Raw genomic sequence first — 15,510 nt, 5'->3', positions numbered from 1 at the left:
CAGCGTGCCACAAGGGACGGCATCGGTGTCAGCCGGTCGCGCGCACGCACGATGAGGCATTCGGGTGCCTCAGCGGGGCGGAATGCCTCATCGTTCGTCGCGGAACCGGACCCCGGCTCCCTCGCGGACGGCGGCGACATGGCCGGGCAGCTCGATCCTGGTGCCGCCGCGGGCGTGCAGCAGGCCGTCGAGAGCGAGGGTGTGGGCGTGCGACAGCTCGCCCGGCGCCGCTCCGGCGGCCACGGCGAGGCGGCGCCACACGCGCAGCCGCACGGCGCGATCGAGGTCCGCGAACGACTCGACGTCGGCGATCTCGCCCGAGGTCGGCGTCTCGGCGGAGGCCATGGCGTCGAGGAGGTCGGCGTCCGCGCGCACCAGGTCGGCCGTGCGCCCCAGCGCCTCGGCCACTCCCCCACCGAGCACCTCCTCCAGCAGCGGCAGCAGCTCGCGCCGCACGCGGACCCGGCGGTAGGAGGGGTCGTCGTTGTGGGGGTCCTGCCACCACTCGAGGTCGTGCAGCGCGCAGATCCGCTCGGTCTCGGAGCGCCGCAGCGTGAGGAACGGCCGGTGCAGGCGGCCGCTCACGGGGCGCATGCCGTCGATCGCGCGAGGGCCCGATCCGCGGGCCAGGCCCAGCAGGACCGTCTCGGCCTGGTCGTCGAGGGTGTGCGCGAGCAGCAGGCCGGCGCGGCCGGCCTCGCGGTGCAGCGCGCGGTAGCGAGCGACGCGCGCGGCGTCCTCCGGCCCGGTGCCGAGGCCGCCGACCTCCACCGTGCTGACCGTGGCGGGCAGGCCGAGCGACGCGCACTGCTCGGCCGCCTGGGCGGCCACGTCGGCCGAGCCCACCTGGAGGCCGTGGTCGACGACCACCGCGCGCGCCTCGACACCGCGACGCCGGACGAAGAAGGCGACGACCGCGGCCAGGGCCAGGGAGTCGGCGCCACCCGAGACCGCGACGACGGCTCCGGGGGCCAGGTGGGGCTCGACGAGACTCCGCGCCCGCGCGACGAGCGGGTCGAGGCGGGTCACGGCTGTCCGCGCCTCAGCCGTGCACGCGGGCGACCCAGGACTTCGGGTCGACGATCTCGGCGCGCGTGGGCAGGTGCTCGGGCGCGGCCCAGACGGCGTCGAAGCCGTCCTTGCCGACCTGGTCGGTGACGGCGCGGACGAACGTGGCGCCCTCGCTGTACTGGCGCATCTTGGCCTCGTAGCCGAGCAGCCGGCGGAACACCTTCGACAGCGTCGAGCCGGAGGCCCGGCGCTTGGTGAACTTGCGGCGGATCTCGGCGACGCTCGGCACGATCTCGGGGCCGATGTCGTCCATCACGACGTCCGCGTGGCCCTCCAGCAGCGACATCAGCCCGGTCAGCCGGTCGACCACCTCGCGCTGCTGCTCGTTCTGGAACAGGTCCGAGAGGGACTTGTCCGAGTCGCCGCGGACGATGCGCACCAGCTCGGGCAGCGCGTCGGAGAGCATCTCCGTCACCGCTCCCCCGCCGACGTCGGTGACGTCCATCAGCTGGTCGACCTGGCTCAGCATGTGGCCGCGCATCCACGGCACCGCGGTGAACTGCGCGCGGTGCGTCTCCTCGTGCAGGCACACCCAGCGCCGGAAGTCGGCGGGATCGACGTTCAGCTCGCGCTCGACGTGCACGATGTTCGGTGCCACCAGCAGCAGGCGCCCGGGGCCGTGTCCACCCTCGGCGAACGGGTCGAACTGGCCCAGCACCTTGCCACCGAGGAACGCCACGATCGCGCCCAGCTCGGCGCCGGTGACGCGCCCGCCGACGGCCTTCGGGATGCCGGTGGGCAGCTTGCCCTCGGCGGCGAGCTTCTCGTTGAACGGGGTCATCAGGACCTGGAACGCGGCGAGGTTGGCGTCGGCCCAGCGCGGGCGGTCGACCACGAGCACGGGCGTCGGGTAGGCGGGGACCAGTCCGGTGAACTCGCGCACGGGCCCCTCGGCGATCGCCGAGGCCTCGCGCAGCTCGGCGACGACGTCCTCGACCTCCGCCGCGCTCAGGTCGGGCCCGGGCTTCATGAGGCGCCGGGCCGTGGAGCTGGCGACGTTCCAGTCGATCATGGCGTCCAACCTACGGCCTCCCACCTCGGCCCCACGCCCGACTTTTGTGACGCGGTTCGGTCCGCCGCGACCATCCGCGCCGAATGCCGTCACAAAAGTCGGGGGGGGTGGGCGCGGAGGACGCGAGGCGGGGGTCAGCGCGGGCCGACGTCGAGGACGCGGACGACCGGCTCGCCCTCGGCGTCGGAGGCGTCGAGGTCGACCTCGGCGCTGATGCCCCAGTCGCGGTCGCCCTCAGGGTCGTCGAACACCTGACGGACCTGCCACACCCGCCGGGTCTCGTCCTCGACCATGAACAGCTGCGGGCCTCGGGCCTGGGCGTCGCTGCCGAGCTCGCTGTACTCCTCGCGGTAGCCCGCGATCGCCTCGCGCCACGCGAGCGCGTCCCACCCGGAGCCGGAGTCGAGCTCGCCGAGCGCGTCCCACCGGCCGAACGCGGCCAGCTCGACCCGGCGGAACATCGCGTTGCGCACCAGCACGCGGAAGGCGCGGGCGTTGGCGGTGAGCGGGCGCGGCGTCTCGGCGCCGGTGGCCTGCGGGCGCACGTCGGCCGGGTCGCCACCGGGCGCGATGAGCTGCTCCCACTCATCGAGGAGGCTGGAGTCGGTCTGGCGCACCAGCTCGCCCAGCCACTCGGTGAGATCGGTCAGCTCGTCGTTGCGCACCGCCGTGGGCACGGTGCGCACGAGCGTCTTGTAGACGTCGGAGAGGTAGCGCAGGACGAGCCCCTCGGACCGGGCCAGGCGGTACTCGGCGATCACCTCCGAGAAGGTCATCGCCCGCTCCCACATCTCGCGCACGACCGACTTCGGCCGCAGCTCGTGGTCGGCCACCCACGGGTGCCCGTTGCGGTACATCTCGTAGGCGGCGTTCAGCAGGTCCTCGAGCGGCTTGGGGTGCTCGACGTCCTCGAGCAGCTCCATCCGCTCGTCGTACTCGATGCCGTCCATCTTCATCTCCGCGACCGCCTCGCCGCGGGCCCGGAAGCGCTGGGCGCTGATGATCGGGCGCGGGTCGTCGAGGGTGGACTCCACGACCGACACGACGTCGAGGGCGTAGGTGGGCGACTCGCGGTCGAGCAGGTCGAAGGCCGCGACCGCGAACGGCGACAGCGGCTGGTTGAGCGCGAAGTTCGCCTGCAGGTCGACGGTGAGGCGCAGCGTGCGGCCCTGGGCGTCGGGCGGGTCGATCCGCTCGACGACCTCGCCCGCCAGCAGCGCCTCGACGATGTGGTCGACCTCGGCCAGCAGTCGATCCTGCGACTCCTCGGTCTCGCCGCTCTCGCGGACGAGGTGCTCCAGCGCCGCGCGTGCGTCGCCGGGCCGGGTGATGACGTCGAGCACCATCGCGTGGCTGACCTTCATCCGCGAGACGAGCGGCTCGGGCGTGCCGTTCACGAGCCGCTCGAAGGTCCCGTGGCCCCACGAGACGAAGCCCTCCGGCGGCTTCTTGCGCTGGATCCGCTTGAGCTTCTTCGGGTCGTCGCCGGCCTTGCGCACGAGCCGGGCGTTCTCGATCTCGTGCTCGGGCGCCTCGACGACGACGTGCCCCACGGTGTCGAACCCGGCGCGACCCGCGCGCCCGGCGATCTGCTGGAACTCGCGCACCTGGAGGTGACGCTGGCGGGTGCCGTCGTACTTCGACAGGCCGCTGAAGAGCACGGTGCGGATCGGGACGTTGATGCCGACGCCGAGGGTGTCGGTGCCGCACACCACCTTGAGCAGGCCCTGCTGCGTGAGGGTCTCGACGAGGCGTCGGTACCGCGGCAGCATGCCGGCGTGGTGGACGCCGATCCCCATGCGGATCAGGCGCGAGAGCGTCTTGCCGAACGCCGAGGTGAAGCGGAAGTCGCCCAGCGCGTCGGCGATCGCGTCGCGCTCGGCGCGCGTGGCCACCTTGGCGCTGGTCAGGGCCTGCGCGCGCTCCAGTGCCGCCGCCTGCGAGAAGTGCACGACGTAGACCGGCGTCTGGTGCGTCTCGACGAGCTGCTCGAGCGTCTCGTGAACGGGCGTGGTGACGTACTCGCTGACCAGCGGCACGGGACGCTCGACCGACGTGACCGCGACCGTCTCGCGGCCGGTCCGGCGGGCGAGGTCGGCCTCGAGGCGGGTCGTGTCGCCCAGCGTGGCCGACATGAGCAGGAACTGGGCGCGCGGCAGCTCGATCAGCGGCACCTGCCAGGCCCAGCCGCGGTCGGGGTCGGCATAGAAGTGGAACTCGTCCATCACGACCAGGCCGATGTCCGCCGCGGCCCCCTCGCGCAGCGCCATGTTCGCGAGGATCTCGGCCGTCGCCGCGATGATCGGCGCGTCGGCGTTCACCGCCGCGTCACCGGTGACCATGCCGACGTTGTCGGCCCCGAAGACCTCGCACAGGTCGAAGAACTTCTCGCTCACGAGCGCCTTGATCGGCGCGGTGTAGACGCTGCACTCGCCGCGGGCGAGCGCCGCACCCATGGCCGCCGTGGCGACGAGGCTCTTGCCCGAGCCGGTGGGGGTGGCCAGCACGACGTTGGACCCGGCGACCATCTCCAGGATCGCCTCGTCCTGCGCCGGATAGGGCGTCAGGCCGCGGTCCTCGATCCACCCGAGGATCGCCTCGTGCACTGCGTCGACGTCGTCGGTGGTGCCGCCGGGGAGCCGGTCGACCAGTCGGGACGGGCTCATGTCACTCACCCCCACAGGCGCAGGCGGCCATCGACGCGGCGACGCGGTCGAGCGCGGCCTGGGTGACGAACGGGTTGACCTGCTCGGTGTCGTCGGCCATCACCGCGAAGGCGACGGGCCGCCCGCCGTCGAGGGTGACGATGCCGGCCAGGGAGTGCACGCCGGTGAGGGTGCCGGTCTTGGCCCGGACGAGACCGCGCGCGTCGCTGCGGTCGTAGCGGTTCTCGAGGGTGCCGCTGAAGCCACCCACCGGAAGGCCACTCAGCACCGAGGCCAGGCGCGGCGTGGAGGACGCCTCGACCATCGTCTCGGCGAGCGTGGTGGCGGAGATCCGGTTCTTGCGCGAGAGCCCGCTGCCGTCGTTGAGCACGAGTCCCCCGGTGCTGACGCCCGCCGAGGCCAGGACCTCGGTGGCGACCTTCGAGCCGCCGGCGAACGAGCCGGGCTGCCCTCCTCCGATCGCGGCCTGGCGCAGCAGCACCTCGGCGACCTCGTTGTCGGAGTCGGCCAGGAACCGCTCGACGATCCGCGACAGCCGGGCGCTGCGGGCCTGCGCGACCTTCGTGGCGCCCGCGGGCGCCTCGACCCGGGCCGGCTCGCCCGTGACGTCGACGCCCTCCGCCCGCAACAGCTCGGCGAAGCGACGGGCGGCGTCCGCGGCCGGCTCGGTGGAGCGCGCGCCGCCCACGCGCCCCCGGTCGATCCACAGCGGGCTGACGGGCGCGACCACGCCGCCGACGTAGCCCTCCTCCCAGGCCGGGCTGACCGACGGCCCGGAGAACAGGGAGACGTCGTAGCCGAGCGTGACCTTCGCCGAGCCGACCTTCGTCGCCGTGGCGGCCGCCAGCGTGGCGAGGTCGGCCCGCTCCACCGGCGACCCCTTCGTCCGGGTGTCGGTGAGGTAGGGATCGCCGCCGCCGACCAGCACGAGGCGGTCGCCGTCGCGCACGACCGTGGTGGTGAAGGTGGCGTCGGGACCGAGCGTGTCGAGCGCCGCCACGGCGGTCAGGACCTTCGTCGTCGAGGCGGGGACGTGCGTGCCATCGCCCGACGTGGCCAGCACGGTGCCGTCGCGGGCGTCGAGCGCGACGAGGCTCGTGCGTCCGCCGAGGGCGTCGGACGCCAGCGGCTCCTTCACCGCGGCCGCGAGCGCGGCGGCGTCGACGGGCCCGGCGCCGACGCCGGTGGCCCGGTCGGACGCGGGCGAGGCGGAGACCAGGCCGGTGGGGGCGGTGACGTACTCGGGTCCGCACGGGCCGTCGCACAGGATGGGGTTGAGGTCGCCCCGGACGTAGAGCACCGCGATCGCCGCGAGCGTCACGACCACGAGCAACGGCAGCATCCAGGCCGCATGCACTCTCTCCCCCCTGCGGGAGCCACGGGCCGTCACGTGCGTCAGACTATGTGACAGCCATCAACACCAAGCCGGAGGAACCGTGTTTTTCGACGTCACCGTGGAAATCCCCAAGGGCGAGCGCAACAAGTACGAGCTCGACCACAAGACCCACCGCATCCGGCTGGACCGCACCCTCTTCACGTCGATGCAGTACCCGGCGGACTACGGGTTCATCGACCACACCCTCGGCAACGACGGTGACCCGCTCGACGCGCTCGTCATCCTGCCGTTCCCGACGTTCCCCGGCTGCGTCATCGAGTGCCGCGCGATCGGCATGTTCAAGATGACCGACGAGGCCGGCGGCGACGACAAGATCCTCTGCGTGCCCGCGAGCGACCCGCGCCACGACCACACGCAGGACGTCGGCGACGTGTCCGACTTCGACCTGCGCGAGATCGAGCACTTCTTCACCAGCTACAAGGACCTCGAGCCCGGGAAGTCGGTCGAGGAAGGCTCCGAGTGGGTCGGCCGCGCCGAGGCCGAGGCCGAGATCCAGGCCAGCTTCGAGCGCTTCAAGGCCAACGGCGGCTACTGAGCCGCGGGGTCCCTCCGGGGCCTGACGAGGCCGGCGAGCACGTCGCCGAACACGTCCATGTCGATCTTCGGGTCGAGCGCGCGCAGGCCGCCGAGTCCGGCGCCCACCGCGAGCAGGGCCGTGGCCACGTGCTCGACCGGCACGGTCGTCTCGAGCCCGGCGTCCTCGACCGTGGCCGAGATCAGCTGCGCGATGAGGCGGCGCACCTCGCGGTGACGCTTCACCAGCTCCGACGCCACCCAGGGGTTGTGCCGCGCGACGGCGGCGAACTCCACCTCGAGCGCCGTCCAGCGCGGCTCGCCCAGGCCCGACCGCGACCACTCGACGAAGCTCTTCAGGCGCGTCTCGATCGACGTGTCCTCGGTGAACATCTCGTGCACGAGGCGGATCTTCTCGGCGTGGATCGTGTCGAGCGCCGCCATGCAGAGCTCTTCCTTGCCCGCGAAGTTCGAGTACACCGCACCCTTGGAGAAGCCGGCCTCGACGGCCACCTTGTCCAGTGACGTGCCGGAGTACCCGACGTCCAGGAACATCTGGGTGGCCACCTCCACGAGGCGGTCACGCGTCTGCTGCTGACGCTCGGCACGGCTCACTCTGGTCTGCGTCACGGCGGGCTCCTTCCTGGTTCGCATACCGATGGTATCTGAGTCCGGGGCCCTGTCGTCCCCCATTGCGCCATTTGGACGCCGCTAGGGTCGGCCCATGACCTCACGAGCCCTCTGGTCGGCGATCTCGCAACTGCACTCAGGCGTCTACTTCGCCCCCGATTCCAAGGCCAGGTACGAGTCGGTCGGCCTGAAGGGCTACTGGATGGGCTACTTCGCCAGCCGGTCCGCAGCGCTCGGCACGCCCAGACCCCGGCTCGTCGTCGCCACGTTCCACGGGTTCGCGCCGCGGCTCGTGGAACGGGCCCTGCCCGACGCCTGGCGACTGGCCGACCGCGACCGCGTGCTCGAGCAGCGGTACGCGCTGGCGCGCGACCTCCTCGAGGGCGTCGCCGAGGGTGCGACCGCTCTCGCGCCGCGGGTCCGCTCGGTGCTGGCGGGCGTCGACTGGGCCGGCAAGCCCCTGGCCGCCGCCCACGCCGAGCTGCCCGCCTCCGACGATCCCGTCATCGACTTCTGGCAGTCCGTCACGGCCCTGCGCGAGTACCGGGGCGACTGCCACGTCGCCGTGCTCACCGCCGCGGGCCTCAGCGGGGCCGCGGCCAACGCGCTCGCCGAGAGCACAGGGTGGTTGCGGCACGCCGACCAGCGCACCATGCGGGGCTGGACCGAGGAGGAGTGGGCCGAGGCGATCGCCGGACTCGTGACGCGCGGCTGGCTCGAACCCGACGGCACCGCCACCGAGACCGGCCGGGCCGCGCGCGCCCAGCTGGAAGACGCCACCGACCGCGTGGTGGCCGCGGGCCTCGACCGCGAGGCCGCCTCCCGCCTGGTGACCCTCGAGGCCGAGCTCGTCGATCTCGCGGGACAATGGGCAGATGATCACCCCGCCCTCGCAGGACGCCCTCTCCGCAGCTCGTGACCGCCTCGCCGCGCTGGCGATTCCCACCGGGGCCCTCGGGCGCCTCGGCGAGCTGGCGCTGTGGTGGTCATCGGTCCGCGGCGAGGCCACGCCGGCCGCGCCCTCCAACGTGCGAGCCGTCGTCTTCGCGGGCGACCACGGTGTCGCGGCGCACGGCGTCTCGGCCTACCCCCCGGCCGTCACCGGCGCGATGGTGCGCGCGTTCGTCTCCGGCGTCGCGGGCGTGGCCGTCCTCGCCCGGCAGCACGACGTGCACCTGCGGGTCCAGGACCTCGGCGTCGACGGCGAGTTCCCCGACCTCGACCCGGCGATCAGCGCGTACAAGATCCGCCGGGGCACCGAGCCCCTCCACCTGACCGATCCGATGACCGCCGACGAGGCCCGGCGCGCCGTCGAGGCGGGCGCGGCGATCGCCGCCGAGGAGATCGCGGCCGGCGCCGACCTGCTGATCGGCGGCGACATGGGCATCGGCGACACCACCACCGCGGCGGTCCTCACGGCTGCGATCCTGGGCCTCCCGGCCGTCGACGTCGTCGGGCGTGGCACCGGCATCGACGACGCGGCGCTCCGGGTCAAGACCGAGGTCATCGACACGGCCCTGCGGCGCGCGCAGGATCGCACCTCCGACCCGATCGACCTGCTGAGCGCGCTCGGGAGCCCCGACATCGCCGCCCAGGCCGGGTTCATCAGCGCCGCCGCGCAGGCGGGCGTCCCGGTCCTGCTCGACGGCGCGATCGCCACGGCCGCCGCGCTGGTCGCCGAGCGCCTCACCCCGGGCGTGGCCCCATGGCTCGCCGCCGGCCACCGCTCCACCGAGGGCGCGCAGTGGCACGCCCTGAAGGACCTCGGGCTCGAGCCGCTGCTCGACCTCGGCATGCGCCTCGGCGAGGGCTCGGGCGCCGTCACCGCCGTGCCCCTCGTGCGGTCCGCGGCGCTGCTGCTGTCGGAGATGGCACGGCTCGACGAGCTCCTGTGAGCCGGTTCGGCGACGCGGTCCGGCTGTCGGTCGGGACGTTCAGTGCCGTCCCCGTCCCGGCTCCGCGGCGGGTGGACCGTGCCACCGCCGGGGTCGCCGTCGCGATCGCGCCGCTGGCCGTCATCCCCGTCGGTGCGCTCGTGGCCCTGGTCGCGTGGGGCGGCCGCGAGCTCGGGCTGTCCTCGGTCGTCGTCGGCGCCCTCGCGATCGGGCTCGGCGCGTGGGCGACCCGCGGCTTCCACCTCGACGGACTGGCGGACACCGCCGACGCACTGGCCTCGTCGTACGACCGCGACCGCGCGCTCACCGTCGCCCGCACGGGCGACGTGGGACCCGCCGGCGCGGCCACGCTCGTGCTCGTCCTGCTGACCCAGGCTGCCGCCGCGGGGACCGTGGCGACGCTCTGGTCGTGGGGACCGGTCGCGCTCGGGGTGCTGTGGTGCCTCGCGCGCGCCGCGGCCACGGTGGGACTGCGCCGCGGCGTGCCCGCGGCCCGCAGCGACGGCATGGGAGCCACCTTCGCCGGCAGCGTCGGACCCGTCGCCCTGGCCGTCGGCTGGATCGCCGCCGCCGGCGTCGGAGCCGCCCTCACGGCCACGACCTCCGCCCCCGTGCTGCAGGGCGTCGTCACGGTGGCGGTGGCCCTCGCGGTGACCCTCGCCCTGATCGCCCACGTCGTGCGCCGCCTTGGTGGCATCATCGGCGATGCGGTGGGCGCCTCGGTCGAGGTCGCCCTCGCTGTCCTCCTGATCGGCTTCTCGGCGGTGATCGCATGACGTTCCTCGGCCCCGACGGCGCGCCGCGCTGCGACTGGGCCGGTGGCGCCCCCGGCTTCGTGGAGTACCACGACGGCGAGTGGGGCTTCCCCGTCTCCGACGACGTGCGGCTCTTCGAGAAGTTCTGCCTCGAGGGGTTCCAGTCGGGCCTGTCGTGGCGCACGATCCTGGACAAGCGCGAGAACTTCCGCGCGGCGTTCGCGGGGTTCGACCTCGAGACCGTCGCCGCGTTCGACGAGTCCGACGTGCTGCGGATGCTCGCCGACGCGGGCATCGTCAGGCACCGCGGCAAGATCGAGGCGGCGATCAACAACGCCGGCCGCGCGCTGGACCTGATCGAGTCGGAGGGCTCCCTCGCGGCGTTCGTGTGGCGCCACGAGCCCGACCCGGCCGAGATCCCCGAGCCGCAGTCGCTGACCACCTCGCCCACCGCGACGGCGCTGTCGAAGGACCTCAAGCGGCGCGGCTGGAAGTTCGTCGGCCCGACCACGGTGTTCTCGTTCATGCAGGCGATGGGTCTGGTCAACGACCACGCCCACGACTGCGTGATCCGCGCCCGCGTCGCCGACGCCCGCGCGGCCTTCACGCCTCCTGCCTGACGCCCGCGACCGACCGCCACCCCTCGCCACTTTTGGAACGGGATGCACGCTTTCGCCGCGATCCCACGTGCAACGCGTTCCAAAAGTGGCCGAGGGGTGGCGGCTGTCCGGCGCGGGCGGGCGCGGGGCTCAGAGGCGCAGGACGCGGCCCGCGACGACGAGCAGGACCTCGTCGCAGTCCATGGCGAAGCGCTGGTTGACCTTGCCGAGCAGGTCGCGGAACAGCCGCCCGGAGCGGTGCTCGGGCACGACGCCCCAGCCGACCTCGTTGGTCACCACGACGACGTCCTCGGCGTGGGCCGTCATCGCCTGCACGGCGCGCTCGACGCGGAGCCAGAACTCGGGCTCCCAGTCGTCGAGTGTCTGGTCCCAGCCGTCGAGCTCGCTGATCAGGGCGGTGACCCACGTGCCGAGGCAGTCCACGATGACGGTGTCGTCGGTCATCGCGATGGCGCGCTCCAGGTCGGCGGTCTCGACCGTCTTCCAGTGCTGGGGCCGACGCCCCCGGTGGGCCTCGACGCGCGCCGCCCAGTCGGGATCGAACTCCGGGTCCGGCGGCGGACCCGGGGCGATGTACGTGACGTCGGTGGCTGCGACGAGCATCGACTCGGCATGGAACGACTTGCCCGAACGCACGCCTCCGGTGATGAGGGTCCTCACGCTCGAAGCCTAGTCCCGTCGCGCCCCGCGCCGGTCAGCCTTGGTCGAACACGGAGTCGAACGAGGCGGTGGGCAGCTCGAAGTCGAAGCGCTTGAGGAACTCGAGCGCCTCGGGCGCGCCGCGGAGCCGGTCCATCCCGGCGTCCTCCCACTCCACCGAGATCGGCCCGGCGTAGCCGATGCGCGCGAGCGCCCGGAACGCGTCCTCCCACGGCACGTCACCGCGCCCGGTGGAGACGAAGTCCCAGCCGCGACGCTGGTCGCCCCACGGCAGGTGCGACGAGAGGATGCCGTTGCGGCCCCCGCCCATCCGCATGCGGGTGTCCTTGCAGTCGACGTGGTAGATCCGGTCGGCGAAGTCGCTGATGAACGCGACGGGGTCGAGTCCCTGCCAGACCATGTGGCTGGGGTCCCAGTTGATCCCGAACGCCTCGCGGTGGCCGATCGCCTCCAACGTGCGCACGGTCGACCAGTGGTCGTAGGCGATCTCGGAGGGGTGGACCTCGTGGGCGAACCGGACGCCGCACTCGTCGAAGACGTCGAGGATCGGGTGCCAGCGGTCGGCGAAGTCCTGGTAGCCGGCCTCGATGCGCTCGGCCGGGACGGGCGGGAACATCGCCACGTACTGCCAGATCGACGAGCCCGTGAAGCCCACCACGACGTCGACGCCCATCCGCTGCGCCAGCCGTGCGGTGTGCTGCATCTCCTCGGCGGCGCGGCGGCGCACGCCCTCGGGCTCACCGTCGCCCCACACCCGCGGACCGACGATGGACCGGTGGCGGTCGTCGATCGGGTCGTCGCACACGGCCTGGCCCTTGAGGTGGTTCGAGATCGCCCAGCAGCCGAGGCCGTGCCGGCGCAGGATCTCGAGGCGTCCCTCGACGTAGTCGTCGTCGTCCCAGCGCCAGGCGTCGAGGTGCTCGCCGGACACGGCGATCTCGAGGCCGTCGTAGCCCCAGCCGGCCGCCAGCTCGGCGACCTCCTCGAGCGTCAGGTCGGCCCACTGGCCCGTGAAGAGCGTGAAGCGCTTGCCCATGGTGTCCCTCCTTCGATGATCAGGATCTCGCGAGTGCGACCGTGTCGCGCCCGGCGACGGCACTGCGCTCGATCGCGTCGAGCACCCGCTGCACCGCCAGGCCGTCCTCGAACGAGGGCGTGGGGTCGGTGCCGGCCGCGATCGCGGCGAGGAAGCCGGCGGCCTGCGTCGTGAACGTGTGGTCCCAGCCCAGCACGTGGCCGGGCGGCCACCACGGCTCCAGGTGGGGATGATCGGGCTCGGTCACGAGCACGCGGGTGCGTCCCTCGCCGGTGTCGATCCACAGCTCGTTGAGGCGCTCGAGGTCGAAGGCGACCGAGCCGCGGGACCCGAACACCTCGATCTGCAGCGCGTTCTTGCGGCCGGCGGCCATCCGGCTGACCTCGAGGCTCACCACCGCTCCGCGCGACGTGCCCAGCAGCGCCCAGGCCGCGTCGTCGACCGTGACCGGCTCGGGACCGGAGGGCCCCGGCCGCGACTCGACGAACGTCTCGAGTCGCCCCGAGACGCTCGCGATCTCGTCGTCGAGCAGGAAGCGCACCTGGTCGACCACGTGCGAGCCGAGGTCGCCCAGCACTCCCGACCCGGCCTCCTCCTTGCGCAGGCGCCAGGTCATGGGGGCGTCGGGGTCGACGAGCCAGTCCTGCAGGTAGGAGGCACGCACCTGGCGGACCTCGCCGATCCGACCCTCGGCGATCACCGAGCGGGCCAGGGCGAGCGCGGGCACGCACCGGTAGTTGAACCCCACCATCGAGCGGACCCCCCGAGCGCGGGCCTCCTCGGCCGCGACGACGAGCTCCGCGGACTCCTCGAGGGTGTTGGTCAGCGGCTTCTCCACGATGACGTGCTTGCCGGCGCGCAGGGCGGCCAGGGCGATCTCGTGGTGCAGGTGACCGGGGGTGCAGATGTCGATGACGTCCACGTCGTCGCGCGTGACGACGTCGCGCCAGTCGGTGGCCGACTCGCGCCAGCCGAACTGGTGGGCCGCCGCGCTGACGGCCGACGCGTCGCGGCCGACCAGGACCTGCTGGGCGACCCGCGGCAGGTGCGGATGGAACGCCCCGACGTTGCGCCAGGCGTTCGAGTGGGCCTTGCCCATGAACGAGTAGCCGATGACGGCCACCCCGAGCTCGCGCGTCATCGTGACTCCCCCGTCCGGGTCAGCTCGCGCAGGAACGCCAGACCGTCGCGCGCGAGGTCGTCCTGCGTCGGCGCGAGGGGCCGCCAGATCGACGCCGCCGTGGCGATCGAGGCGTTCTCGGCCGTGAAGCTCTCGATGACGAGGGGGCCGGTGTGCCCGACCTCGTCGAGGGCGCCGATCAGGGCGTCCCAGTCGGTCTGGTCGCCGCCGGGCGCCCCGCGGTCGCTGCCGCAGACCTGGATGTGAACGAGGTGCTCGCCCGCCGCACGGATCGCACCGGCGCTGGACCGCTCCTCGATGTTCAGGTGATACGTGTCCAGGGCGAGGCCGAGGGAAGCTCCGAGGAGTCCGTCGAGGCCTTCGAGCGCCTGGTCGACCGTGTTGACGAGCGACGTCTCGTAGCGGTTCAGCGGCTCGATGCCGATCCGCACGCCGCGGGATGCCGCGTGCTCCACGACCGGCGCGAGGTGCTCGCGCCACTGCCGGTAGGCGTCGCGGCGCTCGTCGGGCGACAGCCGCCACGTGCGGCCGGTCGCCGCGTAGAAGGGGCCGCAGACCGCGTCGGCCCCGATGCCGGCGGCGAGGTCGACGCACCCCCGCAGGTACTCCTGCGTGATGGCGACGGCCTCGTCGTCCGCCCCGACGAGATCGCGTCCCGGCGCCATCGCGCCGACGACCGAAGGAGCGAGGCCGGTGCGCTCGAGGGCCGGTCCGACGACGTCCGCCGTCAGGTCACCGAGGTTCTCCAGCGGCAACTCGACCGCGTCGAAGCCGAGGGCGGCGACGTGCTCCAGGCGAGCCTCGACCGTGGCGTCGGTGAGCGGCGACTGCCAGACCCACGTGTTGATGCCGATGCTGCGCACGACTTCTCCTGTCGAGAGGGACGGGTGGGTCCCGGGTGGCGGCGCCGAGTCGCCGCCACCCGGTTCGCGATCAGCGGTCCTGCCAGGCCTTCGGGAAGCCCGGGAGGTCCTCGCCGCCGAACTTGGCGTAGTGCCCGTCGGGCATCCCGTCGTTGGCCTTCAGGAACTCCGCACGGCTGTCCTCGGTGATCGGCGCCTGGGGCAGGACCCACTCGGCCGGCACCTCCTCGCCCGCGAAGATCTTCTGCAGGGCCAGCAGCGGGGTGCGCCACTGGAAGTTGGAGTAGACGGGCGCCAGGCCGGTCAGCCCGGTGTCCTCCCACTTGCGCAGGAAGCTCATCTCGTCCTCACCGGTCATGACCGGGTAGTCCTTGCCCGCGTCCTCGAAGGCCTCGATGGCCGCGACGGCACCGTCACCGGCGTCCATCCAGACGCCCTTGATGTCGTCCTGGTTGATCGCGTCGGTGATGATCTGCTTGATCTTGGTGGGATCGGCGTCGGTGAACTGGTCCTCCGCGTCGATGTCGTTCTCGTCGAAGATCTTCTCGGCCGCGGCCCAGCGGGTCTCGAGGACGTCGACGCCGGGCAGGATGCGCAGCGCGATGACCTTGTCGCCCTTCTCGAGGTTGTCCACCAGGAACTCGGCCGTGTCGATGCCCCACGCGTAGCCACCGATCGGGTGGATGAACGTGGTCGCGCAGTCGGTGTCGACGCCGCGGTCGAACACCACGACCGGCTTGCCGGTCTCACAGGCGCGCTCGACGGCCGGCGTCATCGCCGCCGTGGAGTTCGGCGAGATGATGAAGGCGTCGCAGTTGCCCTCCTTGATGAAGTAGTCGATGTCGGCGATCTGCGTGTCGTCGGAGTCCTGCGCGTCGCGGGTCTCCATCTGCGAGACGACGCCCTCGTCCTGCATCACCTTCAGCTGCTGCTGCATCGTGATCCAGCCGGTCTGGCGCCACGGGTTGCTGATCGAGGCGTTCGCGAAGCAGACCTTCTTGGCGCCGTCGGTCTTGAACTTGGCCGTGTCGGTCATGTCGCCGGCGATGTACTGCATCCACGGCGTGGCGGGATCGCCCTCGAAGCTGGCGCTGCGCTGTTCGTTCTGGCGGTCGAAGTCAGCCTGGACGAACCACTCGGTGTCCTGGGATCCCGAGTCGTCGTCTCCGGAGTCGGGCACGTCGTCCGTGCTGCAGCCGGCCAGTACCAGGACGGCCGCGGCCGACACCAGTACCCCTCTCATGGATGCGCG

The 15,510-nt window shown here is 72.7% G+C and carries 15 protein-coding genes; 5 read left to right on the top strand and 10 right to left on the bottom strand.

Features of this window, described 5'->3' with window-relative positions; translation table 11 throughout:
* Positions 1–87: 87 nt before the first annotated feature.
* The 4 genes from tilS to dacB form a co-directional block, all read right to left on the bottom strand.
* The gene (tilS, locus tag B5D60_RS09520; protein WP_078699935.1) at positions 88–1,029 is read right to left on the bottom strand and encodes a tRNA lysidine(34) synthetase TilS; all 942 of its coding nucleotides are present in this window, start codon (positions 1,027–1,029) and stop codon (positions 88–90) included.
* 13 nt (positions 1,030–1,042) lie between these two features.
* Positions 1,043–2,083, bottom strand: coding sequence for a zinc-dependent metalloprotease (locus B5D60_RS09515; RefSeq protein WP_078699934.1), 1,041 nt, complete (start codon positions 2,081–2,083; stop codon positions 1,043–1,045).
* 134 nt (positions 2,084–2,217) lie between these two features.
* On the bottom strand, positions 2,218–4,611 hold the full coding sequence (locus B5D60_RS09510; RefSeq protein ID WP_456236406.1) for a DUF3516 domain-containing protein: 2,394 nt from the start codon (positions 4,609–4,611) through the stop codon (positions 2,218–2,220).
* Positions 4,612–4,750: 139 nt separating this feature from the next.
* Positions 4,751–6,091 (bottom strand): D-alanyl-D-alanine carboxypeptidase/D-alanyl-D-alanine endopeptidase, encoded by a 1,341-nt coding sequence (gene dacB, locus B5D60_RS09505; RefSeq protein WP_153302961.1) that lies wholly within the window; start codon positions 6,089–6,091, stop codon positions 4,751–4,753.
* A 94-nt stretch (positions 6,092–6,185) separates the two neighbouring features.
* Here dacB and B5D60_RS09500 point away from each other — a divergent pair, with 94 nt between their 5' ends.
* A complete protein-coding gene (locus B5D60_RS09500; protein ID WP_078699931.1) occupies positions 6,186–6,680 on the top strand; it encodes an inorganic diphosphatase in 495 nt (164 codons plus the stop codon).
* On the opposite strand, the gene B5D60_RS09495 is transcribed toward B5D60_RS09500, so the two are convergent.
* The gene (locus tag B5D60_RS09495) at positions 6,674–7,288 is read right to left on the bottom strand and encodes a TetR/AcrR family transcriptional regulator (RefSeq protein WP_231948696.1); all 615 of its coding nucleotides are present in this window, start codon (positions 7,286–7,288) and stop codon (positions 6,674–6,676) included. The genes B5D60_RS09500 and B5D60_RS09495 overlap by 7 nt on opposite strands.
* Positions 7,289–7,382: 94 nt before the next feature.
* On the opposite strand from B5D60_RS09495, the gene B5D60_RS09490 reads away from it, so the two are divergent.
* The 4 genes from B5D60_RS09490 to B5D60_RS09475 are packed head-to-tail and all read left to right on the top strand — an operon-like array spanning position 7,383 to position 10,558.
* Positions 7,383–8,207 carry an SCO6745 family protein gene (locus tag B5D60_RS09490; RefSeq protein WP_078699929.1) on the top strand — a complete coding sequence of 275 codons (825 nt, stop codon included), beginning with the start codon at positions 7,383–7,385 and terminating at the stop codon, positions 8,205–8,207.
* Complete coding sequence (gene cobT, locus B5D60_RS09485; RefSeq protein ID WP_078699928.1) at positions 8,164–9,183, top strand: nicotinate-nucleotide--dimethylbenzimidazole phosphoribosyltransferase; 1,020 nt, start codon at positions 8,164–8,166, stop codon at positions 9,181–9,183. The genes B5D60_RS09490 and cobT overlap by 44 nt, the downstream gene beginning before the upstream one ends.
* The gene (locus B5D60_RS09480) at positions 9,180–9,959 is read left to right on the top strand and encodes an adenosylcobinamide-GDP ribazoletransferase (protein WP_078699927.1); all 780 of its coding nucleotides are present in this window, start codon (positions 9,180–9,182) and stop codon (positions 9,957–9,959) included. The genes cobT and B5D60_RS09480 overlap by 4 nt, the downstream gene beginning before the upstream one ends.
* Positions 9,956–10,558, top strand: a complete 603-nt coding sequence (locus tag B5D60_RS09475; protein WP_078699926.1) for a DNA-3-methyladenine glycosylase I — start codon at positions 9,956–9,958, stop codon at positions 10,556–10,558. Before B5D60_RS09480 ends, B5D60_RS09475 begins: the two co-directional genes overlap by 4 nt.
* 129 nt (positions 10,559–10,687) lie before the next feature.
* Here B5D60_RS09475 and cobU read toward each other — a convergent pair whose 3' ends face one another.
* From cobU to B5D60_RS09450, 5 genes are all read right to left on the bottom strand, one after another.
* Positions 10,688–11,218 carry a bifunctional adenosylcobinamide kinase/adenosylcobinamide-phosphate guanylyltransferase gene (cobU, locus tag B5D60_RS09470; protein WP_078699925.1) on the bottom strand — a complete coding sequence of 177 codons (531 nt, stop codon included), beginning with the start codon at positions 11,216–11,218 and terminating at the stop codon, positions 10,688–10,690.
* Positions 11,219–11,252: 34 nt separating this feature from the next.
* Complete coding sequence (locus tag B5D60_RS09465; RefSeq protein WP_078699924.1) at positions 11,253–12,254, bottom strand: sugar phosphate isomerase/epimerase family protein; 1,002 nt, start codon at positions 12,252–12,254, stop codon at positions 11,253–11,255.
* 19 nt (positions 12,255–12,273) lie between these two features.
* Complete coding sequence (locus B5D60_RS09460) at positions 12,274–13,395, bottom strand: Gfo/Idh/MocA family protein (RefSeq protein ID WP_078699923.1); 1,122 nt, start codon at positions 13,393–13,395, stop codon at positions 12,274–12,276.
* Positions 13,392–14,258: a sugar phosphate isomerase/epimerase family protein gene (locus B5D60_RS09455; RefSeq protein WP_078699922.1), complete on the bottom strand. Its 867-nt coding sequence runs from the start codon at positions 14,256–14,258 to the stop codon at positions 13,392–13,394. The genes B5D60_RS09460 and B5D60_RS09455 overlap by 4 nt, the downstream gene beginning before the upstream one ends.
* A 70-nt stretch (positions 14,259–14,328) precedes the next feature.
* On the bottom strand, positions 14,329–15,501 hold the full coding sequence (locus tag B5D60_RS09450; protein ID WP_197684293.1) for a substrate-binding domain-containing protein: 1,173 nt from the start codon (positions 15,499–15,501) through the stop codon (positions 14,329–14,331).
* Between the last annotated feature and the right edge of the window lie 9 nt (positions 15,502–15,510).

The sequence above is a fragment of the Aeromicrobium choanae genome (assembly GCF_900167475.1).
In the GTDB taxonomy this organism is placed as follows: Bacteria; Actinomycetota; Actinomycetes; order Propionibacteriales; family Nocardioidaceae; genus Aeromicrobium; species Aeromicrobium choanae.
Note: the sequence above shows the minus strand (reverse complement) of the source record. Positions and strands in the feature narration are given on the sequence as shown.